Raw genomic sequence first — 24,070 nt, forward strand, 5'->3', positions numbered from 1 at the left:
TCGCGATGGGATCTCGTTTTATGGTATAGTGGTCTATGTAGGAGGGACGGTTATGAGTATTAAATATTCGAGCAAAATCAACAAAATTCGTGCTTTCGCCTTAAGCTTGATTTTTATCGGCGTCATCGTCATGTATCTCGGTCTTTTCTTCCGCACGTCGCCGATCATCATGACGTTGTTTATGGTGTTTGGGATGTTGTTTCTTGTTGCCAGCGGCATTGTATACTTTTGGATCGGGACGCTCTCGACAAGAGCCGTTCAAGTCGTTTGTCCATCATGCGGCAAAGTGACGAAAATGCTTGGACGCGTCGATTTATGCATGTTTTGCCGCGAGCCGTTGACGTTAGACCGCGAGCTTGAAGGCAAAGAATTTGATGAAAAGTACAACAAAAAAAGAAAAAGCTGATAGCCGCTTCGTGCTATCAGCTTTTTCAATGCGCCGGCGCCCCATTTTTTTGACAGTCAGGGCATACTCCGTACACTTCCATGCGATGGTGGTCGACCTTAAAACCGGTGACGTGAGCGGCAAGCTGCTCGACTTCATCAAGCGCTGGATAGTGGAAATCAACAATTTTGCCGCACTCTTCACAGATGACGTGATAATGATTGGAAGTGACGAAGTCAAACCGGCTTGATGAATCGCCGTACGTCAGCTCTTTGACAAGCCCGATTTCCTTAAAGACGCGCAAGTTATTGTAGACGGTAGCGACGCTCATGTTTGGGAATTTCCCTTCGAGCGCTTTGTATATTTCATCAGCCGTCGGATGGGACATCGAGCTGATCAAATACTCCAGTATCGCATGACGCTGCGGCGTAATGCGTATCCCTGTCTTTTTCAATATGTCAAGCGCTTCCTTCAGTTGCTCGTTGTCAGACACCGGTCATGCACCTCGCTCTCTGCACAAAGATGAAAAAAATTATCACTTTATAATATTTATAATTAGTCTACAAGGAATACACGCCTTTTGTCAATATAGACTTCCATGACGAAACATTTTCGTCACCATCGTAAGGATGAAAATGTCCTTATGTTGAATGCTGGAACTTTACGCATTTTGGAATTCAGGTATTTTCAGGATAGATACCATTAATATATGGGGCTGTACGCCATTTTAACAAAAAAAGGGGGCGGAAATCGTTTCCGCCCCCATGCGTCATTCATTTGAGGAGGTTACTATGTATCATACGCAACACGATGTATATTGTTTGGACGCTTACCTAGATGAAGTCAATCGGGCGACTTCGGCAAGCACCTCATCGACATGCTCTTTCACTTTCACCCCGCGCCATTCTTTGACCAATATTCCATCGGGGGCGATGATGAACGTCGAGCGCTCAATGCCCATGTATTCTTTTCCAAAATTCCTCTTTTTCTTCCAGACCCCATACAGTTCTGCCGCATGATGCTGTTCATCGGAAAGAAGCAAAAACGGCAGTTGGTATTTCTCAATAAACGTTTCATGCCGCTTGACTGGGTCTGTGCTCACCCCTAAGATGACGGCATTCAATTCAGCAAACCGTGCATGGCGGTCGCGAAAATCGCACGCCTCGGCCGTGCACCCAGGCGTCAAGTCTTTTGGATAAAAATAAAGCACGACATATTGCCCCCGGAAATCGGAAAGCGACACCATTTTCCCGTTGCTCGCTGGCAAGGTGAAATCTGGGGCTGGCTGGCCAATCGCTGCCGTCATGGCATTCCCTCCGTCTTCGTTGTTTTCTTTTAGCGTAGCGAAGACGAAGAGAAATTGCAACTGTTAGCGATGGTCCCAGTCAAATACAGTGCGCGTGACAATGACAGCAGGCATAATGTAGCCGAGAAGCGCTTCAGCAATGGCGATCCACCGCCCAACGCCGATCGGAGTGACATCGCCATACCCGACCGACAAAAGCGTCATGCCGCTTAAGTATAAGCTGTCTTCAAGCAAGGACAAACGGCCTTCTGCTGCCCTGTTCGAGGATGGGGTGAACACGGTATGGCCATTCACTTGCAAAATCATATAAATCATGGCAAAACCGAGCATCATCGTTAAATACCATTGAACGAGAACCCATAAGCTATCGAGCGACAGGCGATGCGTCGCTTGCACGCGTGCTGTCCAAAGCGAGGTGATGCTGCCGAGCAGCACGGCGGCAACAACGCCAAGGAAGGCGTAATCCATCGCGTCCCCCCCATTTTTGTCCGTCGTTCATATATACGCGGACAACAGGGCCATTATACCGCATGCCCCTCCGCCCTCTGCTTGAATCGGCAGCACTACGGACCGGGCGCCTAGCTCCCCGTCCCGCGATATCGCCTCACCCCGGCGTTCCAAAGCATGACCGCCACGGCGAAAAACACGAAGCCGACCACCGGGGTGAAAAAGGCATAACTGTACCATTCCTTTTTCTCAAGAAAATAAGCAGCTGGGTAAACACCGACAAAGGCAAACGGCAACACCCACGTTAAAATATAGCGGATGACGCGATGGTAAATATCGACCGGGTAGCGGCCATAGCCGCTGATGTTGTACATCATCGGCATGATAGATGTGCGGGCGTCGGCGAAAAAACTAACTGTTGCTAATGAAATGAAAATGCCAGCGTAAATTAGTGCACCACCAATCACAAACAATATAAAGACCAAGACATCGTACCAATGAAACGTAAGTGACAGGCGAGCGCCGGTGTATACCATAATAATGAGCCCCGGTATAGCGCCAAGCAGCGATTCAAGTTCCATTCGTTCCAAAATGACTTGAAACAGGCTGTGCACCGGGCGCGTCAACACGCGGTCCATTTCTCCTTGGACAATATAGCGCTCATTAAAATCCCATAGGTTGAAAAAAGCAGCAAATACGGCGTACGGCACGAGGAAAAAGCCGTAAATGAACAAAATCTCATCGCGGGTCCAACCGTGAAGCAGCGTCGTATGCCCGAACACAACAAGCAAAAACACCAAGTTGACTGCTTGGGCCATAAAGTCCGACAGCCATTCGACCAGCACATCGGCTCGATATTGCAGTTTTGTCTTCATATATTGTGCCATGTATTGAACAAACACGGATACGTAAAACAACGTTTACCCCCCTTGCACAACGAGACGCTTTTTCGCCGTCCTCCATAACCATCCAATTGGGAACAGCAATATGATGCACCACGTTGCCTGCAGAAGCAGGCCATCACGGACAGCAGCACCTTGAAAACTTTCTGTCATGATCATGCTTGGGATGTAGCTGATGGCTTGAAACGGGAAATACATCATCGCCCGCTGCGCCCAATCAGGATAAAAGGAAAGCGGCAAAATCAGTCCGGAAAACAGATCGATGATAAACCGCTTCGCCCTAAGCAGCCCTTCATTTCGGAACGTAAAAAACGTCACAACCCCTGCAAGCAAGTTCAGCTCCGAAAAAATGATAAAGCTGAATAGAAGCGACACACCGAAGGCGAGCCACGTTTTGGCGTGTTCTGGAAACTGAAGCGGCAAAAAAAGCGATACGACCAAAAGCCCGGGCAATGATAAAAAGAACAGGCGGAACAGCCCCTCGCCAAGCCCTTGCACCGCTTTCATCCCTAAATAGCTGTACGGGCGGATCAATTCCACCGCTACTTTTCCATCCCGGATTTCCATGGCGATTTCGCGGTCAAGGTTGTTAAAATAAAACGCCCGCGCCAGCCAGGAAATGGCGACATACGTCGTCATTTGCCCAAGCGACATTCCTTGCATCGATGATTTGCCGCCATAAATAGCCGACCAAAGGAAGTAATACGCTGCGATGTTAATGGCGTAAATCAAAATTCCAGTGTAATAGTTTGTCCGGTAGGCGAGCATCATTAAAAAGCGGATGCGGACCATTTCGACATACTTACCCATGAACCGCACCTTCCTTATAAATATTGCGGATGATCTCCTCCGTCGGCACTTCGTGAATATGGATGTCATTCAACGCATAACGGGCGGCGACACGACTGACCACTTCCGGCACGCCTCCTGGCGGAACATGCGCGATCCAAGCGTTTGGCTGCTCGCCTTTTTTCCAAACCACACCCAACCCTTCGGTCAACTGCTGCAAAAAAGCGGCCGTCACCGCTTCGGCGAACGTAAAGGCGACCCGTTTTCCTTGCCCCCATTTTTCTTTCAGGCGCTCAAGCGACCCGTCGTAAATGATTTTCCCTTCATCGAGCATCATGACCCGCTCGCACAGCGCTTCAATGTCTGACATGTCGTGCGTCGTCAACAAAATCGTCGTCCCGTACCGCTCGTTCAACTGTTTCAAAAACTGGCGGATGTTGAGTTTGACAAGCACATCGAGGCCGATTGTCGGCTCATCCAAAAACAACAGCGGCGGGTTGTGAATGAGCGCGGCGGCGAGCTCGCAGCGCATCCGTTGGCCAAGCGACAGCTTGCGCACCGGCTTGTCAAGCAGCGGCCCGATCTCAAGCATCTCGATCACCTCGCCCATATGGCGGCGGTACTGTTCATCCGAGACGCGGTACACTTTTTTCAACAAGCGAAACGATTCTTGAACAGCGATATCCCACCACAATTGCGAGCGCTGGCCGAACACAACGCCGATTGTGCGCACAAATTTCTCCCGTTCTTTATGCGGATTCATCCCGTTGACGACAATACGCCCAGACGTTGGGGTTAAAATGCCGGTCAACATTTTGATCGTCGTCGATTTGCCGGCGCCGTTCTCGCCGATATAGCCGACGATTTCCCCTTGCTTGACGACAAACGAAATGTCATCGACCGCTCGAACGAGCGTATAACGGCGCGTCCATAAATCGCGAAACGCTCCGACAAGGCCGGAGCGGCTGGCATGCACTTTAAATTCTTTGCGCAAATGTTCTACTTCAATCGCGTTCATCATTCTCCTCCTGACCTCTCCTTGGCGTCAAATGAAAAAGGCGGCTTGCGCCCTTCTCCTATGTTGCATTATACATGAATCACCGCCATTTTCATCTTTTTTGTTTTCCAGTCTGTTGATGCCATTGCGTGAAGCACCGCATTCGCCTTGGAAAGAACGGCCAAATGCTTTTACCCTAAATCAATGCCCACCGTCCGATCGACGATGCAACAGTTGGATGTCGGTTTCCGCCCATACAGAAACAAATGATTTTCTGTCGGATTTTTTGAATCGGCACGTCAATGATGAGAGGAGCCGATCCATCCTTCACTTACGCCTATAGCATTGAAGTTTAAGTCTTCTCGATTTAATATGATAAAGAGGCAGTCAGCGGAAACAGGAGGATCAAACAATGCAATGGACCAAATCAGAACAATTATATGAAGAAGCGCTCCAGCACATTGTTGGTGGAGTGAACAGCCCGTCCCGCTCATACAAAGCGGTCGGCGGCGGTGCGCCAGTCGTGATGGAGCGAGCGCAAGGAGCATACTTTTGGGATGTAGATGGAAACAAGTACATCGACTACTTGGCCGCCTACGGACCGATCATCGCCGGGCACGCCCATCCACACATCGCGGAAGCCATCCGCCGCGCCGCCGAGACCGGTGTGTTGTACGGCACGCCGACGCCGCATGAGATTACATTCGCCAAAATGTTAAAAGAGGCGATCCCGTCGCTTGAAAAAGTGCGGTTTGTCAACTCAGGGACAGAGGCGGTGATGACCACGATCCGCGTCGCCCGCGCCTACACCGGACGAAGCAAAATCGTGAAATTCGCCGGTTGCTACCATGGCCATTCGGATCTTGTGCTCGTCGCCGCCGGCTCGGGGCCTTCGACGCTGGGGACGCCGGATTCAGCTGGCGTGCCGCCAAGCATTGCCCAGGAAGTGATTACGGTGCCGTACAATGATGTGGAATCGTTCCGTGAAGCGATGAACGTTTGGGGCGAGCAGGTTGCAGCCGTATTGGTCGAACCGATCGTCGGCAACTTCGGCATCGTTTTGCCAAAACCGGGCTTTTTAGAAGCGATCAATGAGATGGCCCACAAGACAGGGGCGCTTGTCATTTACGACGAAGTGATCACCGCCTTCCGCTTTATGTACGGCGGGGCGCAAAACTTGCTTGGCATTGAGCCAGACTTGACAGCGATGGGAAAAATTATCGGCGGCGGCTTGCCGATCGGCGCATACGGCGGACGCCAAGACATTATGGAACAAGTCGCTCCGCTCGGACCGGCGTACCAAGCGGGGACGATGGCCGGCAATCCGGCGTCGATGCTCGCTGGCATCGCCTGCCTTGAAGTGTTGAAACAAAAAGGCGTCTATGAGCACCTCGACCGGTTAGGGGCAATGTTGGAAGAAGGCATCCTCGCCCATGCCCGCCAATGCGGTCTGCCGGTGACCGTCAACCGTTTAAAAGGCGCGCTCACCGTTTTCTTCACCGACGAAAAAGTGGAAAACTACGAGCAAGCCCAGCGCAGCGATGGCAAGTTGTTTGCAAAATTTTTCAAACTCATGCTCAAACAAGGAATCAATCTTGCACCGTCCAAATACGAGGCTTGGTTTATCACCCTCGCCCATACGGAAGACGACATCGCCTATACGATCGATGCCGTTGGCAAGGCGTTCCGGCAACTTTGAACACCAAAATTCCCCAACGCCCCGCCTTCATCGTCGGGGCGTTATATTTTTTCCTTGCGCACATAGGATGAAACTGTGTATAGTACTGAATGGTCCACCAAAACAAAAAGGAGAGTTTTGATCATAGATGAAACTCGGTGCCCGCATTTTGAAAACGGGGATCGCAGTGGCGCTCGCCTTGTTCTTAGCAGCGCTCTTCCAGTTTCCATCGCCGGCATTCGCCGGCATTTCCGCTGTGTTCGCCATGCAGCCGACCATTTACCGTTCGTATTTGTCACTGATCGAGCAAGTCCAAGCGAATGTGATCGGCGCCTTGTTTGCCATTGCCGCCGTCCTTATTCTCGGCCGCGATCCGCTGATCGTCGGTTTGACGATCATGATTGTCATCGCCCTTTGCCTGAAAATGCGCCTCGAGTCCTCGACGATTTCGGTCGCGCTCGTGACCGTTATCGCGATTATGGAATATACAGACCGTCAGTTTATCCAGTTTGCGGCCATCCGCTTTTTAACGATTATGCTTGGCATTTTTGCCGCCTTTGTCGTCAATTTGATTTTCTTGCCGCCCAAGTATGAAAAAAAGGTATATGAAAAAATCAGCGAAGAAACAGAGGCCATTTTAAAATGGATCCGCCTGCATAAACAGCAGGCAGCCGACTATCATCATTTGAAAGAAGAAATTGAAACACAGCACGAAGAAATGACCAAACTGGAGCATCTATATTTTATGTACAAAGAAGAGCGCACGTATTTTCGGCGCCAACGCTTCCAAAAATCGCGCAAGCTCGTGTTGTACCGGCAAATGATTGCCGCAGCCGATCGGGCTTTATCGGTCTTAAAATGGCTGCACCGGCTCGAAAACGAGTTCAGTCGTTTGCCGGCTGAACTCCGCGAAGCCATTTGCTTGCACCTTAGCCACTTGCTCGACTATCACGAACAGCTGCTGCTGAAATTTATCCATAAGGCAAAGCCGCTCCCCCACAGCAGACGAGCCGAGGAAATCCACCATCAGCGCGAGCGTCTCGCTTCCGCTTTTTATGCGGACGGCCAGCCCCCGGGCGATTACCGGCTGTTTTCGCTGATCGGGGCGATCATGGATTACGGGGATCGCCTTGAACATTTAGATAAGCTGATTGACAGTTTCCATCATTACCATTACGACGACAAGCTCGAGAAAGAACTTGAAAAATCAGCAGGCGGCCGCTCGTAGCGGACCGCCTGCTTCAGTTTTTCATCCGTGGGTCAAGCGCATCGCGCAGCCCATCCCCCATTAAGTTAAACCCTAGTACGGTCAACATAATGGCCAACCCGGGAAAAATCATCGTCCACGGCGCCTGGGTGAGGAAGTCTTTGGCGTCCGATAGCATTTTCCCCCACTCCGGATTGGGCGGCTGCGCCCCCAAGCCTAAAAAACCAAGCGCGGCCGCTTCAATAATGGCCGTCGCGACTGCCAATGTCCCTTGGACGATGATCGGCGCGAGGCTGTTAGGCAAAATATGATGGATTAAAATGCGCCAATCGCTCATGCCGATCGCTTTCGCTGCCGTAATGTATTCCTCCTGCTTAATGCTTAACACGCGGGACCGGATCAAACGGCCAAAATTCGGCACGTTAATGACCGCAATCGCGATGAGGGCGTTTTGCAAGGACGGACCAAGCACAGCGACGATGCCGATCGCCAACAAAATGCTCGGAAACGCCAGCATAATGTCAAACAGGCGCGAAATCACCCCATCAATCCAGCGCCCATAGTAGCCGGCGACAATGCCAAGCAGCGAACCAACCATAACCGAGCCGAGAACGGAAAAAAACCCAACCCACAGGGAAATGCGGGCTCCATATATCACACGGGAAAAAATGTCGCGGCCGAAATCATCAGTGCCAAACCAATGAGTTTCAGAAGGCGGCTGCAGCCGCTCGGCCAACTGTTGGTCTTTATAATCATATGGCGCCAGCCACGGCGCCAAGATGGCGACAAGGATAAAAAAGAAAACGATCCCAGCACCAACCAAAGCGATTTTATTTTTTCGAAACCGCCGCCACGCTTCTTTCCATAAAGAAACGGTTTCGGTCTCTTCCACGGCCGCCCGCGGTGTTGCCGGTGTGCGCGCTAGTTCAGCCATAGGCGCTCCCCCTTTAATTGTACTTAATACGTGGATCAATGATCGCATAAAGCAAATCCACGATTAAATTAATGAAAATAAAAATGGTGGCAATGATCAAAATCCCCGATTGAATCACCGGATAATCGCGGTACCCGATCGCATCATAAATATAGCGTCCGATGCCGGGCCAGCTGAAAATCGTTTCCGTCAAAATCGCTCCGCCAAGCAGCAGCCCCGTCTGCAGCCCGATCACCGTCAATACGGGAATAATCGCGTTTTTCAACGAATGTTTGTACACAACCCAAAACATGCTTAACCCTTTCGCGCGGGCAGTGCGAATGTAGTCGGATTTCATCACTTCCAACATGCTCGAACGCGTCATGCGGGCGATAATCGCCATCGGGATCGTCGCTAGAGCCATGCTCGGCAAGACAAGATGTTGAACAACTTGCCAAAACTGATCGGTATTCCCAGATAGAAGTGTATCGATCAAATACAGATGGGTGATCGGCTCAATCGGGTTGCGCACATCTTCCCGTCCTGCTGTCGGAAGCCAATCGAGCTGGATGGAAAACAGCCATTGCTCCATTAAGCCAAGCCAAAAGATCGGCATCGACACCCCAATCAGCGCCAATACCATCGCAATATAATCAAACCATGAATTTTGAAACCAAGCACTGATAATGCCGGCGTTTACGCCGATGATCACGGCAATGAGCATCGCCGCCAGCGACAGTTCGATCGTTGCTGCTAAATACGGCCAGATTTCCTTTGCGATAGGCGCTCCCGTACGGATGGATTCCCCTAGGTCCCCCCGCAGCAAGCCGCCGATATATTTGACATACTGCACGTACCAAGGCTCATCCAACCCGAGTTTATGAGTCAAAGCGGCTACAGCCTCTTTCGTCGCTTTTTGCCCTAAAATGACTTGCGCCGGGTTGCCTGGAATGGCTCGGATCATAAAAAAGACGACAAGCGACATGCCAAACAACACCGGGATCACCATCAACACCCTTCTCACAACATACGACAGCACCTGACTCTCCCTCCCTTAACATGCGGCAAACAAAGAGGGGGAAGATGCGCTCCTTCCCCTCTCTCAGTCGATTATCGAAACTCGACTTTCGTAAACTTATCCGAACCGGTCGGGTGCGGGTTAAAGCCTTGAATATTCGCCTTGCCGGCCAACAGCGGAGTCGAATGGACGAGCGGAATCCATGGCGCTTCCTCTTTAATGATCTCTTGCGCTTTTTTATACAGTTCGTTCCGTTTGTTTTCATCGCTCACCGTTTGCGCTTCGACCAAAATTTTATGCAGCTCATCGTTCGAGAAATAGGTGTAGTTGTTGCTGCCAATGCTGTCTTTGTCAAGGAGCGCATATAAGAAGTTATCCGCATCGCCGTTGTCGCCCGTCCAGCCAAGCAGGAAGGCGTCCGCTTCTCCTTTGGCGAGTTTGTCTAAATAGGTCGCCCATTCATACGTCACGATTTTCGCTTTGACGCCGATTTTGGCAAAATTCGCTTGAATGGCCTCAGCGATTTTTTGCCCATCCGGCATATACGGACGCGGCACCGGCATCGCCCACAGTTCGATTTCGAAGCCATTCGGATAACCCGCTTTCGCCAGCAGCTCTTTCGCTTTATTCAAATCAAACGGATAGTCTTGAATCGCATCGTTGTAACCCGGGATGCTCGGCGGCATCGGATTTTTCGCTGGTTCCGCCTGGCCGGCGTAAAACGCATCGATGATCGCTTTCTTGTCAACCGCGTAGTTCAACGCTTGGCGAACCAACTTGTTTTTCAGCGGCCCTCTTGTCGCCGTCAGCCCGACATAGGCGACGTTCATCGACGGACGCTTGAAAATTTGAAACTCTTTGTTTCCTTCCACCTGTTTTAAGTCCGTCGGATTCAAGTCTTCCATGATGTCGATCTCGCCTTTTAAGAGCGCATTGAGGCGCGCCGAGTTGTCCGGAATGGAAACGAAGATGAGCCGGTTCAGCTTCGGATAGCCTTTTTCCCAATAGTCTTTATTTTTTTCGAGCACGATCCGTTCGTTCCGCTTCCACTCTTTAAAGACGAACGGGCCGGTCCCGACTGGGTGTTCACCAAACTTGTCACCATATTTTTTCACCGCTTCTGGACTGGCGATGGCAAACGGGGTCATGGCAAGATTTTTCAAAAACGGCGCTTGCGGGCGTTTCAGCACAAATTGCACCGTGTACTTGTCGAGCGCCTTTACTTCTTTAATCACATGGCTGTCATCCTGCTTGTAGCCGCCAAACATCGATCCGTAATACGGAAACTTGTCGGCGTTGCCGTTGGCCCACCGTTCGAAGTTAAAGACGACGGCATCGGCGTTAAACTCCGTCCCGTCATGAAACTTGACACCTTGGCGCAGTTTAAACGTATAGGTCAGTCCATCTTTCGAAATCGTCCATTCCGTCGCCAACGCCGGCTTGACGGACGTATCGTTGTCATTGTAGTCCAGCAGCGTATCAAAAATATTTTTCGTCACTTTCAGCGACTCCCCGTCCGTCACGGTCGCTGGATCGAGCGATACCGAATCACCGCCGCGCCCGTACACGAGCGTATCCTGAGTCGACGGTTTGTCACTGCCGCCCCCTGCGGTTTGCTTCGACTTGCCGCAACCGGCAAGAACAAGCGTCACAGCCAGCATCATGACAAGCCAGGTTAACCATGTTTTTTTCCTCATCGCGCTTCCCCCTTGTGTTCCATTTGTTTATCATCACGCTGCTCACCTGTTGTTTCGTATAAATGGCAAGCAACGTAATGGCCATGGGCCACTTCTCGCCATTCCGGACGCTGCTCGCGGCAAATGTCCATACAGAATGCGCAGCGCGTATGGAAGGCGCATCCTTGTGGTGGATTTGCCGGGTTTGGCAAATCACCGGAAAGCAATTGCCGTTCTCTTTTATGATCAGGATCTGGAATCGGCACAGCGGACAAAAGCGCCTGTGTATAGGGATGCTTCGGCGATTCGTATAACGACTCGCTGTCCGCCAGTTCAACCATACGGCCCAAATACATGACGCCGACCCGGTCACTGATATGGCGAACGACCCCTAAATCATGGGCGATGAAAATGTATGTAAGGCCAAACTGCCTTTGCAAATCTTCAAGTAAATTGAGCACTTGCGCCTGAATGGAGACATCAAGCGCTGACACCGGTTCATCGGCGATGATCAGTTTCGGATGGGTCATCAGCGCCCGCGCGATGCCGATGCGCTGGCGCTGGCCGCCGCTGAACTGATGCGGATAGCGCTTAGCATGATACGAACCGAGCCCGACCACCTCAAGCATCTCCCGCACCCGCCGCTTCCGCTCTTCTTTCGATCCCATGCCGTGGACAATGAGCGGTTCTTCCAAAATCTTCTCGACCGTATGGCGCGGATTGAGCGAGGCGAACGGATCTTGAAAAATCATTTGCATATCGCGCCGCAGTCGGCGCAGCTCCGCTTTTGATAAAGCGGTTACATGTTTCCCTTCAAATACGATCGAACCGTCCGTCGGCTCAATGAGCCGCAGCAGCATTCGCCCCGTCGTCGACTTGCCGCAGCCGGACTCGCCGACAATGCCGAGCGTCTCGCCGCGGTACACGGTGAATGTCACATCATCGACCGCTTTGACCGTCCCAATTTGTTTTCCAAAAACTCCCCCAGTAATAGGAAAGTATTTTTTAAGCCCTTTCGCTTCGAGCAGCGGTTCGCTCATCGGCTAGCCCTCCCTTCTCTAACGCCAAAAAGCAACGGGCGCGATGGCCTTGTTCCCCCGTTTCGTACAATAGCGGATCTTCTTGGCGACAGCGGTCAACTACCCATTCGCACCGGTCAGCAAATCGGCAGCCGCGGCGGACCGCTCCGGGTTTTGGCACTTGGCCCGGTATGGAGTATAGCCGCTCCTTTTTGCCGCGGATATCCGGGATCGAGCGAATCAGGCCGGCGGTGTACGGATGCTGCGGATGGCGGAAAATATCGCGAACGCTTCCCTCTTCCACGATTTGGCCAGCGTACATGACGATCACGCGGTCACACAGCTCAGCGACAACACCCAGATCATGGGTAATCATCATCACCGCTGTGCCAAACGTCCGGTTCAATTCTTTCATCAACGCTAAAATTTGCGCCTGAATGGTCACATCAAGCGCCGTCGTCGGCTCGTCCGCGATCAAGAGCGCCGGACGGCACAGCATGGCCATCGCAATCATCACCCGCTGGCGCATGCCGCCAGACAGCTGATGCGGGTATTCGTCCAACATTTGCTCAGCTCGCGGCAGCCCGACAAGCTTCAACATCTCCGCCGCCCGCACTCGCGCTTCTTTTTTTCCTATTTTCGTATGTATACGAATCGCTTCAACCAATTGGTCACCAATAGTAAACAGCGGATTTAAAGAAGTCATCGGTTCCTGAAAAATCATCGCGATCTCGTTGCCGCGGATTTGCTTCATCCGCCGCTCGGACGCTTCCACTAGATTCTCCCCTTTAAACAAAATCTCGCCGCCGACCACTTTGCCGATCCCTTTTGGCAATAGCCCCATAATCGACAGGGATGTGACGCTTTTTCCACAGCCCGATTCGCCGACGACGCCGAGCACCTCACCTTCTTGGAGGAAAAAATCGACACCGTCAACCGCCGGAATCTCCCCGTCGTCCGTAAAAAAAGACGTCCGAAGCCCACGTACTTCCAGTAAAATCTTTTTTCCCATCACGCTCCCCTTCTCTCATTCGATTTTGATGAAACTTTTGCTCTCTGAATAAGATTATGCCATGTATTGTTTTCTAACACAATATAATATTATAAAAAAATAAAATTATTAGAAAAGAAAAAAATAATAACGAGAGGATGATGAAACACCCCCTCGTTGACTTTATCATTATATCATAGTTCCGAACGAAAACTCCTGCTCCAAGCGCGCGAAGGGCGCAGCGATCAGCGGGAGAGGCATGTCGGTTGGCGTTAGATCGAGGCCCCTGCTTTTCAGCATAAGCGTTAGCAAGGCAGGCCAACCGTGGGACGCACGAGAATGGCTTAGCTGACAACCTGCTGTGGGGCGGATGTTCCCAGCAATCCCCGCCTCTGCATAGGCGGGAGGGGGGATCAATTTTGGTACGCCTGAAACACTCCGTACCATTTGTCGATAAACTCGGGCGCAAACGGCCCTTTCCGTTCCTTAATCCAACCAATCAATTTTTGAACGTTGTTTTTTAAAATGCGGTCGATCACATCCGGATAGTGCATTTCGCGCCGGTGCCGCTCATACTCGTCTTCATCTAGCAACATGTACGTCATATCCGGGAACACTTTAATATCCAAATCATAATCGATATACTTCAGCGCTTCTTCGTCCCAAACAAACGGCGAGCTTAAATTGCAATAGTAGTACACTCCGTCCTCACGAATCATGGCAATAATGTTAAACCAATGTTTGGCGTGAAAAAAACAAATCGCCGGTTCGCGCGTCACCCACGTCCGGCCGTCCGCTTCCATGACGAGTGTTTTGTTATTGCCGCCGATCACATACGATGGCGTTCCTTTTAACACGACCGTCTCCCGCCAAATGCGATGAATCGCCCCATTATGTTTGTAGCTATGGATTTGAATGATTTTCCCTTCCCGAGGGTAAGCCGGCATCATTCTTCCCTACTTTCCGTTGGGAGCTTCTTCGTTATATTATACCCTGTTCCTTTTGCAAAAGAAAAGCAGGCCGCCCTGTTGAGAAAAAGGCAACTAGAGCTTGGCTCAAAGACGCGGCCTGTCCGTTAGACGCCGGATGCCATCTGCCCTAAAAACACGCGGCGGATGGCCTCCACCTCCCGTTTCATTTGCCGCACTTCCTCGCGCAAGGCAGCGGTCGGCGCTTCACGTTCGAGTTCATCCAGCTGGCGGGTGATCTCCTCACAACGCTCCATCTCCTGTTGCCAAAACAGCACCTCGTCACCTACATTCGTCCATGCGCACTTCATCTCCATCCCGTTCTTCCTTCCCCTTTGCGGTACGGTTTTCTTTCATCATTTCGCGGCCTCATCCGCAAATCCCTTTCTCTAATCTTGTAAAGAGATGACAACTTTTGTCGACAAAAAAAGCAGAGGCGCGCCGCCCCTGCTTTTTTCCCTTCAGCCTGTCGCCTTCGCTCTTTCGGCCGCGTGTGCCGTTCGGCGTTCAACAGGCGCTAAGCTCCCCATGAGGAGCCGTTATTGATTGACGTTTTGCGCTTTGCGGGCTTCCGCTTGCGCGTTTTGTTGTTTGACGTGTTGTACATCCGTCTCAGCCGCAAATTCCGTCGCAAATTGACCGGCTTGAGCGGCTTGAGCCGATTGCGCATTTTGTTGTCTTACTTCTTGAATATTCGTGCCAGCTGCTGTTTTATTGGGTTGTTTAGCCATTGTTCTCACCTCCACATGCCTTACTATGCCCCGGAGGTGATCGTTCTATCCGTTGGCGTTACAACAGTAAAGATCTTCCACCGTCGACAATGATCGTCTGCCCCCGGATCATCTCAGCGGCATCCGACAATAAAAACATTACAGCATTGACGAGATCTTCCGGTTTGACCGGGCGGCCGGCCGGCGTGTTCGCCGCGGCGTCAGCGAGGAGTTCATCGCGATTCGGGAAATGCTTCAGCGCATCGGTATCGACCGCTCCGCCGGAAACGGCGTTCACCGCGATGTTTTTCGGCGCCAGCTCGACCGCCAAGTAGCGGGTCAGCGCTTCAAGCGCCGCTTTCGAGACGCCGACTGCCGTATAGTTTTCCAAATAGCGGATCGATCCGAGCGAACTGATGCTGACAATTTTCCCGCCGCCGACTTGCTCCATTCTTTTAGCCGCTTCCTGCGCGCAAAACAACAGCGCTTTGCTGTTGATGTTCATCGTCCAGTTCCAATGCGTTTCTTCCAATTCCATCGCCGGACGCAGCACGCCGGAGGCGGCATTGTTCACGAGCACGTCGACCCGCCCAAACACCTCATCGACTTGGGCGAACATGGCGCGAATTTTCTCAACGTCGCCAACGTTCGCTTTCACGACGAGCGCTTTTCTCCCGAGCGCTTCAATTTCACGCGCCGTTTCTTCGGCGGCGGTTTTGCTTCGGGCGTAGTTGACCACAATATCGTATCCTTCCTTGGCCAGCCGCAAGGCGATCGCTTTGCCGATGCCGCGGCTGCTGCCGGTGACGACCGCTACTTTTCCGCTCATGTTTTTCACTCCTTATACATATAATATAGCCGAATTCCATAGACGAGGGAGGGGCTGCCTATGTATGTCGGCCGGGACATGACCGAGCTGGCGATGATTCCGAAAACGGAATGGACCGATGACGAACTTGCTTATTTTCATCATTCATTCCAACAAATCGCTCCGTATTTAAACGTCGAAGGGCAGACGATTCACCGCGAAATCATCGAAGAAATCGAAGCACGCGGCGGCCTTGGGCGCCGTGAAGCAACGTATACACACGGCACGATGCCGGTGCCTGATTAATCGGGGCGGCGCACTCGGCCCGCCCATTTTTTGTATTCGCGCCAAACGCGCTGCTGGGACACCGGAAAAGCGTGCGCTTCAAGCTCATCTTCAGACACAAGCCGAAGCGGCTCTTTGACGGACTTGCTGCTGATCAGGCGGCCGGGAAACACCGTCAACTTCCAGACTAAATGGGAAAACGCGTGCTCAAACGAAGCGATCGCTTCTGTCAGCTCCGCTTGCAAGCCGTATTGCTCCCCAACCATTTGCTCAAGCGTATTTTTTCCATCCGCGCCGGCCGTTTCGCAGCTGGGGAATTCCCATAAATTCGCAAGCAAGCCGGAGCTGTCGCGCTTGCGGATAAGCACGCGGCCTTCATCATCGACCAGCACCGCCACCGCGAGCGGCACTTGTTTGACCGCTGTTTTTTTCGTTTTTACCGGCAGCTCTTCCGCTACCCCTTCGGCGAACGCCCGGCAGTAGGCTTGCACCGGGCATAGCAGGCACGACGGGCGGCGCGGCGTGCAAACAAGGGCGCCAAGCTCGATCAACGCCTCATTGAATGCCCCCGGATGTTCGTACGCCATTATTTCGCGGATCAGTTGTTCAAACCGTTTTCTCGTCGAGGCTTTGGCAATGTCGTCTGTCACGAGAAACAGACGCGACAAGACGCGCATGACGTTGCCGTCAACCGCTGGCTCCGGGACGCCATAGGCGAGGCTCAGCACCGCCCCGACCGTATACGGCCCGACTCCTTTCAGCCTAGAAAATTCATCTGGATCGTCCGGCACTTTGCCGTCGTACCGCTCTTTTACTTCTTTCACCGCCGCGTGCAGATTGCGCACGCGCGAGTAATAGCCGAGCCCTTCCCACGCCTTCAGCACCTCGTCCTCCTCAGCGTCAGCGAGCGCCTCCAGCGTCGGGAACCGCTCGATAAACTGTTCAAAATACGGAATGACCGTCTCGACGCGCGTCTGCTGCAGCATCACCTCCGACACCCATACTTTATATGGGTCGCGGTCTTTCCGCCACGGCAGGTCGCGGCGCTCGCGGGCGAACCAGTCAAGCAAAGCGCGCTGAAACTCGCGCGCTGGAAATCGCTCTGTTTCTCTTGTCATTCAAAGTTTCCCCCATGATGTCTATGATCGATATTTATTTTATTATATCAAAAAACCCCCGGCGTGGCTTGCCGCACGCCGAGGGAAAACGGAAGGACATCGTTCTCAACTTTCCTTGGCCGCCGAAACATAGGCGATTTGTTCATGTTGGGCGCGCAATCGGCGAATATCGATGCGCACAAGCAACGAGATGATGAAAGCGATGACAAACAATCCGCCAAAAAAGGCCAAACTTCCTTCATACGAACCGGTCGTGTCTTTAATATACGCGGCAAACATCGGTCCGACGAGGCCAGCCGCGGCCCAAGCGGTCAAAATATAACCATGGATGGCACCGAGCTGCTTTGTTCCAAACAAATCGCCGATGTACGCCGGAATACAGGCGAATCCGCCGCCGTAGCACGTATACACAATCGTCAGCATCACCACAAACAACCATTTGATGGACACGTTCGGCAACAGGAAGAAAATCAAAATTTGCAAAACGAAAAACGCCGTATACGTATTGGGACGGCCAATATAATCCGAAGCCGACGCCCAGCCGATGCGTCCCAACCCGTTAAACACTCCGATGGCGCCAACTAATGCCGCCGCGGCGGCTTGGCTGATGCCGATGCTTTCCACTGCCAGCGGTTTCGCCACCGCCAAAACGGCAATGCCGCATGTCACATTGATAAACAACATCAGCCATAAATACCAAAACCGTCTTGTTTTCACCGCCTCATTGGCCGTAAGCTGCGCCAAATCTAGCGAAGGTTTCGCTTTTCCGGCCTTCACTTTTTCCTGAAATCCTTCCGGCAGCCAGCCTTCTGGCGGTTTTTCTAAATAAAGCGAAGATAGCACCATAATGACAAAGTATGTAATCCCCAAAATAAAAAACGTATTCTGAACGCCCACGGATGCAATCAAGCTGTTCATGACAGGACTCGCGATGGCCGCCGCGAACCCGAACCCCATGATCGCCAGCCCCGTAGCCAACCCGCGCCGGTCCGGAAACCATTTGACGAGTGTCGACACAGGCGCAATATACCCGACGCCAAGCCCGATCCCGCCTAAAACGCCGTAAAACAGATACAGAAGATACTTAGAACCGAGAGCAACAGCCAATCCAGAACCAGTCACCCCGAGGCCAAAGAAGATAGCAGCCAATAGTCCCGATTTGCGCGGTCCGTGTTTTTCCACAAAATGGCCGAGGAACGCAGCCGACAAGCCTAAAAACAAAATCGCGATGCTAAACGTGAGCGCTACTTCTTGGTCCGACCAACCAAACAATTGTTTTAGCGGGTTGGTAAAATTGCTCCATGCATACACCGATCCAATCGAAAGATGAATGCCAACGGCCGACAGGGCAATGAGCCAACGGTTTTTCATCGCCTCTTTTCCCCTTTCATCCAATGATAATCCGATTCTCATGCGTATACACGTTAAACGCTTGTCCGCGCAAAAAGCCGACCACGGTAATGCCGAGCTCGTCGGCGAGATCCAAAGCGAGCGTCGTCGGCGCCGACTTCGAGAGCAAGACGCTCACGCCCATTTTCGCCGCTTTTAAGAGCACTTCCGACGAGACGCGGCCGCTGAATACAATCAGCTTGTCTTTCATCGCCACTTGATGGCGCAGGCAATAGCCGTACAACTTATCAAGCGCATTATGACGCCCGATGTCGGAACGGACGACGACCATCCCATTCGGTGTAGCGAGCGCGGCATTGTGCAGTCCCCCCGTCGCCGCAAAGTCGGTGGACTGATCGTGCAGCGCTTCCATGAGGCGAATGCAGTCATCCGCTTTCACGGTAATGCCGCCGACAATCGTTTTCGCCGTTTTCATATCGTTGTCGTTGTAAAAATAAAACTGGCGGCTTTTTCCGCAGCACGAGCCGATGAATCGCTTCGCATAAAACTGTTTGGCCGGCAGTCCCCCTGCGGCGAGCTCGACGTACGCAAACCCCCGCTTGCCATCGATCGTCATCGCTTTGATGTCGCTATACGTCCGAATGGCTCCTTCCGCGGCTAAAAATCCGCTCACCAGTTCATCGAGATGCGCGGGCGTGCAAACGATCGTCGCAAACTCCTCGCCGTTGACCATAATGGTCAACGGAAACTCGAGCGCGATCTCGTCCTCTTCCTCAACCAAGCGCCCGTTCCGGTATTTCACAATCGGCCGCCGCTTCGCCGCAAATCCGCTCACCCTTGGCATCCCCCCTTTCCACCAAAATAAAACCGCCGCCTTCCGGACAAAGGCACTGTTTGCCCCTGTCAGCGAAAAGCGGCGGTAGTTTGCGCCCAGCGCTTCTGCAGCGAAACCAACGCACATCCGTTTTCGAAACTTGCCAACCAACCGAACAGCCGCGGCTAGCCGGCCAAGCTTCTTTTGGTTTTACCTTGTTTACACTCATAAGCATACCATGAACAGCGGGGAAAGACAACCGTTTTGTTCACAAATTTGTCACAATTCAATCGGTTTTTCAAACACGAATACGGACACGGCCATATCTTCTTCCACTTTAATGTCGCTGAACAAATAAAGAAGCTTCGAACCGATGAGCTCTTCCATGCCGTCCGGCACATGTTGGGCGTACACGTCTTGAATCATTTTCGTTCTCGCCGCGTGCACCATCTCTCGGCCTTCCGGGGTGCGGGCGATAAATTTTTCCGTCGGCGTTAAATTGCCGTGCAAAATCGTAATCGCCAAATTGTCGACAAAATACGTTTTAATCCGTTCCGGCCCTTTGCCAAACAGCTGTTTGCGCACTTTGCGCACAATGTCGTTGAAAGCGGCTTCTTTTTTGGACATTTTTCTTCCCACTTTCCGAAAGCCACCAGAAAAAGTTCCGGCCCATCCGTTGTGTTCTTCGTTTTGCCGTACTATAATAAACTATAGCAAATGTATACATAGTGGAAAAATCATAAGGCAAGGTCATGACCTTGTGATTTTTCTACGAAGTCGCCAAAACGATGGATTGGTTGTTTAGTATCGCCATGCTAAAGAACTACTCCACCACGATGAAGCACGCATCGTTGGTGGAGTTTTATTTTTGAAAAAGGGGGAGCGAGAATGGAACCATCCATGGTGACATTGACCATCAACGGACGCACGTATCGCGCCAAACAAGGGATGACCGTTTTGGAAGTCGTCAATGAACACGGCATTGGGCATCCGCAAGTTTGTTACACGCCGGAGCTTGGCGCCATTCAAACGTGCGACACATGCATTGCCGAGATCAACGGCACGCTTCTTCGCGCCTGTTCGACGCCGGTTGCGGACGGCATGGTCGTCGAGCTCGGCTCGCCGCGGGCAAAGGCAGCGCAAAAAGAAGCGATGGACCGCCTGTTGGAGAACCATCTCCTCTACTGTACGGTGTGCGACAACAACAACGGCAACTGCAAGCTGCACAACACAGCGGAAATGATGCAAATCGAACATCAAACATATCCGTACCGGCCGAAAGTCGACCCGTCCGAGGTGGACATGTCGCATCCGTTCTACCGCTACGACCCGAACCAATGCATCGCCTGCGGGCAGTGTGTGGAGGCTTGCCAAAACTTGCAAGTAAACGAAACGCTCTCAATTGACTGGGAAGCGGAACGGCCGCGCGTCGTTTGGGATGGCGGCGTGCCGATCAACGAATCGTCATGCGTCAGCTGCGGGCATTGCGTCACCGTCTGCCCGTGCAACGCCTTAATGGAAAAATCGATGCTTGGCGAAGCGGGTTTTCTCACCGGCTTGGACAAAGACGTCCTCAACCCGATGATCGATTTTGTCAAAGAAGTCGAGCCAAACTATACGAGCATTTTCGCCATTTCTGAAATCGAGGCCGCCATGCGCGAACAGCGGATCAAAAAGACGAAAACGGTTTGCACGTTCTGCGGCGTCGGCTGTTCGTTTGAAGTGTGGACGAAAGGGCGCAAGATTTTAAAAATCCAGCCGGTTTCCGAAGCGCCGGTCAACGCGATTTCCACATGCGTCAAAGGAAAATTCGGCTGGGATTTTGTCAACAGCGAAGAGCGCCTGACGAAGCCGCTCATCCGCAAAGGCGACGTGTTCGTCGAGTCGACGTGGGAAGAAGCACTCGATCTAGTGGCTGAAAAGCTTGGCGCCATTAAGCAACAATACGGCGGCAATGCCATTGGCTTTATTTCCTCCTCGAAAATTTCCAACGAGGAAAACTATTTAATGCAAAAGTTGGCGCGGCAAGTATTTGAAACGAACAACGTCGACAACTGTTCGCGCTATTGCCAGTCGCCGGCGACGGACGGCCTGTTCCGCACGGTCGGGATGGGCGGCGATTCCGGCACGATTCATGACATCGCTTCCGCCGGCTTGGTCATCATCATCGGTGCCAACCCCGCGGAAGGGCATCCGGTCATCGCCACCCGCGTCAAGCGGGCGCATAAACTGTTTGGGCAAAAACTGATCGTCGCCGACTTGCGCCGCAATGAAATGGCCGAGCGGGCCGATTTGTTCATCCGTCCGAAACAAGGCACCGACCAAGTATGGCTGATGGCCGTGACCAAATACATCATCGACCAAGGCTGGCACGATGAAGCGTTCATTCGCGAGCGCGTCCATTTCTTTGATGAATTTAGGCAACTGCTTGAAAAATATACGCTTGACTATGCCGAACAAGTCACCGGCGTCGCCAAAGCCGATCTCATCCGCATCGCTGAAATGATTCACGAAGCGGACGGCACGTGTGTCCTCTGGGGCATGGGCGTGACGCAAAACACGGGCGGCAGCGACACATCGGCGGCGATTTCCAACTTGCTGTTGGCAACCGGCAACTACGGCCGTCCGGGGACGGGCGCGTTCCCATTGCGCGGCCATAACAATGTGCAAGGCGCCTGCGACATGGGCTCGCTTCCTGCCTGGCTGCCTGGCTACCAACATGTCACCGATGATGAGGCGCGGGCGAAGTTTGAAAAAGCGTACGGCGTCCGCATCGATGCAAAACCAGGGCTTGACAACATCCAAATGCTTGAAGCGGCCGAGCGCGGCGAGCTGAAAGCGATGTATATCGTCGGCGAAGATATGGCGCTTGTTGACTGCAACGCCAACCACGTGCAAGAGACGTTGGCGAAGCTCGACTTTGTCGTCGTTCAAGACATTTTCTTGTCCAAAACGGCGCAATTTGCTGATGTCATCTTGCCGGCCGCGCCAAGTTTGGAAAAAGAAGGAACATTCACAAACACCGAGCGCCGCATCCAACGGTTTTACCAAGCGCTCGAGCCGCTTGGCGACTCCAAGCCAGACTGGTGGATCATTCAAGAAATTGCCAAACGGCTTGGCGCCGACTGGAATTACGCCGGTCCGAAAGAAATCATGGACGAAATCGCCAGCCTCGCCCCGCTCTATTCGCAGGCGCATTACGACCGGCTCGAGGGCTGGAACAGCTTATGTTGGGGCAGCTATGACGGCGCGGATACCCCGCTTTTGTACAAAGAGCGGTTCAACTTCCCGGATGGCAAAGCCCGCTTTGCGCTGGCCGATTGGGTCGAACCGGTGCAATACCCGGAAGAATACGATTTGCTCGTCAACAACGGCCGGCTGCTTGAACACTTCCATGAAGGGAATTTAACGTATAAATCCAAAGGCATCGAGCACAAATTCCCGGAAGTGTTCGTCGAAGTGTCGCCGGAACTCGCCAACGAGCGCGGCATTGAGGACGGGGCGCTCGTCCGGCTCATCTCGCCGTACGGCCGCGTCAACGTGCGCGTGCTTGTCACCGATCGGGTCAGAGGCAATGAGCTGTTCTTGCCGATGCACTCCACCGCCAATGAAAGCGCCATTAATATGTTAACCGGTCCGCAGACCGACCATCGCACGAACACGCCGGCCTACAAACAAGCGCGCGTGCGCATGGAAGTGATCGAACGATCCGGCAGGACGCCGCTGCCGCGCACAAACCCGCGCTTTAAAAAACGGCATCCGCAAAACGGGGTGGAAGTTGAACGGAAATGGCGGCGCCGCGATTACGTGCCGCTCACCGAGGAAACCAAGGGGGTGAAAATCGGTGGCTAAACCGATTACCACCATTCAGAAGCGCCAACTGACCGAGGAAGAAAAACGGGCCGAAGCTTTGGCCAAACTGAAAGCGGCGGTCGGCGACAGCGAAGAGGCGGTCCGCGAGCTCTTGGCGTTCATCGAGCAGCTTCACGAAAGCGGCTTGCTCGAAGCGGCCAACGCCTTGTTGAAAGCGCGGGAAGACGTAGCCAAAATCGTCGTTGGCCAGCTCAATCAAAAACCGGTGACAACGATGATCAACCATGCGTTCGCCCTGGCTGGTCTTGCCGCTTCACTTGATCCGGAGAAAACAGCAAAGCTGCTTGAGCACATCGCCGCCGGCGTGATGGAGGCATACGAACAGCACTCTGTCGAAACAAAAAAAGTCGGGTTGTTTGATTTGCTTAAAGCCATCAATGACCCGGACATCAACCGCGCGATCCGCTTTTTTCTGTCCGCTCTCAAAGCGATCGGCAAACAGTTCAGAAATGACGGCTAATCGATCGGTTGGCAGAGAAAAGGACAGTTGACCAATGAGCGCCAAAAGAACGGATGGCGAACAGATCTTCCAGCAGCATGGAATGCTTCCCCACTTACACCGATACCATAGACGTTGAAGTGGGGAGCTTTTCGATTCGAGGTGATCAACGAAACGCCCCGCCTCATGCGGGGCGCTTTTCGTTTGTTGACTGAAGCGATTCCCTTTTCGTCTGACGAGCGGCTTGCATCCTGTTTTCACCCCGCTCTCTATCAATCGTTTCCTTTTTCGACATGTTGTGAAATGGATCGTTCCGCCTCTCGCCAACGATTGTCGCCCTATGATACACTAGCCATAGCCTTGTTTTGTCTCTCGCC

The 24,070-nt window shown here is 52.5% G+C and carries 25 protein-coding genes; 6 read left to right on the forward strand and 19 right to left on the reverse strand.

The window, feature by feature from the left end:
- Nucleotides 1-52: 52 nt before the first annotated feature.
- The gene (locus tag N685_RS0102565; protein WP_031405585.1) at nt 53-406 is read left to right on the forward strand and encodes a YgzB family protein; all 354 of its coding nucleotides are present in this window, start codon (nt 53-55) and stop codon (nt 404-406) included.
- A 25-nt stretch (nt 407-431) separates the two neighbouring features.
- Here the strand turns inward: N685_RS0102565 and perR are convergent, their stop codons facing one another.
- The 6 genes from perR to N685_RS0102595 form a co-directional block, all read right to left on the reverse strand.
- Nucleotides 432-878, reverse strand: coding sequence for a peroxide-responsive transcriptional repressor PerR (perR, locus tag N685_RS0102570; protein ID WP_031405587.1), 447 nt, complete (start codon nt 876-878; stop codon nt 432-434).
- 336 nt (nt 879-1,214) lie between these two features.
- The gene (gene bcp / locus N685_RS0102575; RefSeq protein WP_031405589.1) at nt 1,215-1,691 is read right to left on the reverse strand and encodes a thioredoxin-dependent thiol peroxidase; all 477 of its coding nucleotides are present in this window, start codon (nt 1,689-1,691) and stop codon (nt 1,215-1,217) included.
- Nucleotides 1,692-1,754: 63 nt separating this feature from the next.
- Nucleotides 1,755-2,159, reverse strand: a complete 405-nt coding sequence (locus N685_RS0102580; RefSeq protein ID WP_031405591.1) for a potassium channel family protein — start codon at nt 2,157-2,159, stop codon at nt 1,755-1,757.
- A 110-nt stretch (nt 2,160-2,269) separates the two neighbouring features.
- Complete coding sequence (locus tag N685_RS0102585) at nt 2,270-3,055, reverse strand: ABC transporter permease (protein WP_031405593.1); 786 nt, start codon at nt 3,053-3,055, stop codon at nt 2,270-2,272.
- Between the two features lie 3 nt (nt 3,056-3,058).
- Nucleotides 3,059-3,850, reverse strand: a complete 792-nt coding sequence (locus N685_RS0102590) for an ABC transporter permease (RefSeq protein WP_031405595.1) — start codon at nt 3,848-3,850, stop codon at nt 3,059-3,061.
- Nucleotides 3,843-4,847: an ABC transporter ATP-binding protein gene (locus tag N685_RS0102595; RefSeq protein WP_031405598.1), complete on the reverse strand. Its 1,005-nt coding sequence runs from the start codon at nt 4,845-4,847 to the stop codon at nt 3,843-3,845. The genes N685_RS0102590 and N685_RS0102595 overlap by 8 nt, the downstream gene beginning before the upstream one ends.
- 391 nt (nt 4,848-5,238) lie before the next feature.
- Between N685_RS0102595 and N685_RS0102600 the strand changes: the two genes are divergently transcribed.
- The gene (locus N685_RS0102600) at nt 5,239-6,525 is read left to right on the forward strand and encodes a glutamate-1-semialdehyde 2,1-aminomutase (protein WP_031405600.1); all 1,287 of its coding nucleotides are present in this window, start codon (nt 5,239-5,241) and stop codon (nt 6,523-6,525) included.
- Nucleotides 6,526-6,652: 127 nt separating this feature from the next.
- Entirely contained in the window at nt 6,653-7,732 is a 1,080-nt protein-coding gene (locus N685_RS0102605; protein ID WP_031405601.1) for an FUSC family protein, read from the forward strand.
- 13 nt (nt 7,733-7,745) lie between these two features.
- Here the strand turns inward: N685_RS0102605 and nikC are convergent, their stop codons facing one another.
- The 9 genes from nikC to fabL form a co-directional block, all read right to left on the reverse strand.
- Nucleotides 7,746-8,645 carry a nickel transporter permease gene (gene nikC / locus N685_RS0102610; protein ID WP_031405603.1) on the reverse strand — a complete coding sequence of 300 codons (900 nt, stop codon included), beginning with the start codon at nt 8,643-8,645 and terminating at the stop codon, nt 7,746-7,748.
- A 13-nt stretch (nt 8,646-8,658) separates the two neighbouring features.
- A complete protein-coding gene (locus N685_RS0102615; protein ID WP_031405605.1) occupies nt 8,659-9,663 on the reverse strand; it encodes an ABC transporter permease in 1,005 nt (334 codons plus the stop codon).
- A 71-nt stretch (nt 9,664-9,734) separates the two neighbouring features.
- Nucleotides 9,735-11,339, reverse strand: a complete 1,605-nt coding sequence (locus tag N685_RS0102620; protein ID WP_031405607.1) for an ABC transporter substrate-binding protein — start codon at nt 11,337-11,339, stop codon at nt 9,735-9,737.
- On the reverse strand, nt 11,336-12,358 hold the full coding sequence (locus N685_RS0102625) for an ABC transporter ATP-binding protein (protein ID WP_031405609.1): 1,023 nt from the start codon (nt 12,356-12,358) through the stop codon (nt 11,336-11,338). Before N685_RS0102625 ends, N685_RS0102620 begins: the two co-directional genes overlap by 4 nt.
- Nucleotides 12,324-13,349 (reverse strand): ABC transporter ATP-binding protein, encoded by a 1,026-nt coding sequence (locus N685_RS0102630; RefSeq protein WP_031405611.1) that lies wholly within the window; start codon nt 13,347-13,349, stop codon nt 12,324-12,326. Before N685_RS0102630 ends, N685_RS0102625 begins: the two co-directional genes overlap by 35 nt.
- Before the next feature lie 392 nt (nt 13,350-13,741).
- Complete coding sequence (gene ntdP / locus N685_RS0102635; RefSeq protein ID WP_031405613.1) at nt 13,742-14,275, reverse strand: nucleoside tri-diphosphate phosphatase; 534 nt, start codon at nt 14,273-14,275, stop codon at nt 13,742-13,744.
- 128 nt (nt 14,276-14,403) lie between these two features.
- Entirely contained in the window at nt 14,404-14,613 is a 210-nt protein-coding gene (locus N685_RS0102640) for a YgaB family protein (RefSeq protein ID WP_031405615.1), read from the reverse strand.
- A gap of 222 nt (nt 14,614-14,835) precedes the next feature.
- The gene (locus tag N685_RS0102645) at nt 14,836-15,027 is read right to left on the reverse strand and encodes a gamma-type small acid-soluble spore protein (RefSeq protein WP_031405617.1); all 192 of its coding nucleotides are present in this window, start codon (nt 15,025-15,027) and stop codon (nt 14,836-14,838) included.
- A gap of 58 nt (nt 15,028-15,085) precedes the next feature.
- The gene (gene fabL, locus N685_RS0102650) at nt 15,086-15,835 is read right to left on the reverse strand and encodes an enoyl-[acyl-carrier-protein] reductase FabL (RefSeq protein WP_031405619.1); all 750 of its coding nucleotides are present in this window, start codon (nt 15,833-15,835) and stop codon (nt 15,086-15,088) included.
- A gap of 60 nt (nt 15,836-15,895) precedes the next feature.
- Between fabL and N685_RS0102655 the strand changes: the two genes are divergently transcribed.
- On the forward strand, nt 15,896-16,120 hold the full coding sequence (locus N685_RS0102655; protein WP_031405621.1) for a hypothetical protein: 225 nt from the start codon (nt 15,896-15,898) through the stop codon (nt 16,118-16,120).
- Here the strand turns inward: N685_RS0102655 and mutY are convergent.
- The 4 genes from mutY to N685_RS0102675 all read right to left on the reverse strand — a co-directional run bounded on the left by mutY (nt 16,117) and on the right by N685_RS0102675 (nt 20,008).
- Nucleotides 16,117-17,217, reverse strand: coding sequence for an A/G-specific adenine glycosylase (gene mutY / locus N685_RS0102660; protein WP_031405624.1), 1,101 nt, complete (start codon nt 17,215-17,217; stop codon nt 16,117-16,119). The two genes, N685_RS0102655 and mutY, sit on opposite strands and share 4 nt — an antisense overlap.
- Nucleotides 17,218-17,322: 105 nt before the next feature.
- On the reverse strand, nt 17,323-18,588 hold the full coding sequence (locus N685_RS0102665) for an L-lactate MFS transporter (RefSeq protein ID WP_031405626.1): 1,266 nt from the start codon (nt 18,586-18,588) through the stop codon (nt 17,323-17,325).
- Between the two features lie 16 nt (nt 18,589-18,604).
- Nucleotides 18,605-19,402, reverse strand: coding sequence for a formate dehydrogenase accessory sulfurtransferase FdhD (gene fdhD, locus N685_RS0102670; RefSeq protein WP_031405628.1), 798 nt, complete (start codon nt 19,400-19,402; stop codon nt 18,605-18,607).
- A gap of 258 nt (nt 19,403-19,660) precedes the next feature.
- A complete protein-coding gene (locus tag N685_RS0102675; RefSeq protein ID WP_011229964.1) occupies nt 19,661-20,008 on the reverse strand; it encodes a DUF2294 domain-containing protein in 348 nt (115 codons plus the stop codon).
- Between the two features lie 261 nt (nt 20,009-20,269).
- Between N685_RS0102675 and fdhF the strand changes: the two genes are divergently transcribed.
- Complete coding sequence (gene fdhF / locus N685_RS0102680; RefSeq protein ID WP_031405630.1) at nt 20,270-23,233, forward strand: formate dehydrogenase subunit alpha; 2,964 nt, start codon at nt 20,270-20,272, stop codon at nt 23,231-23,233.
- Entirely contained in the window at nt 23,226-23,714 is a 489-nt protein-coding gene (locus tag N685_RS0102685) for a DUF1641 domain-containing protein (protein WP_031405632.1), read from the forward strand. The genes fdhF and N685_RS0102685 overlap by 8 nt, the downstream gene beginning before the upstream one ends.
- The last annotated feature ends 356 nt before the right edge of the window (nt 23,715-24,070 follow it).

It is taken from the genome of Geobacillus vulcani PSS1, from assembly GCF_000733845.1.
Lineage (GTDB): Bacteria > Bacillota > Bacilli > Bacillales > Anoxybacillaceae > Geobacillus > Geobacillus vulcani.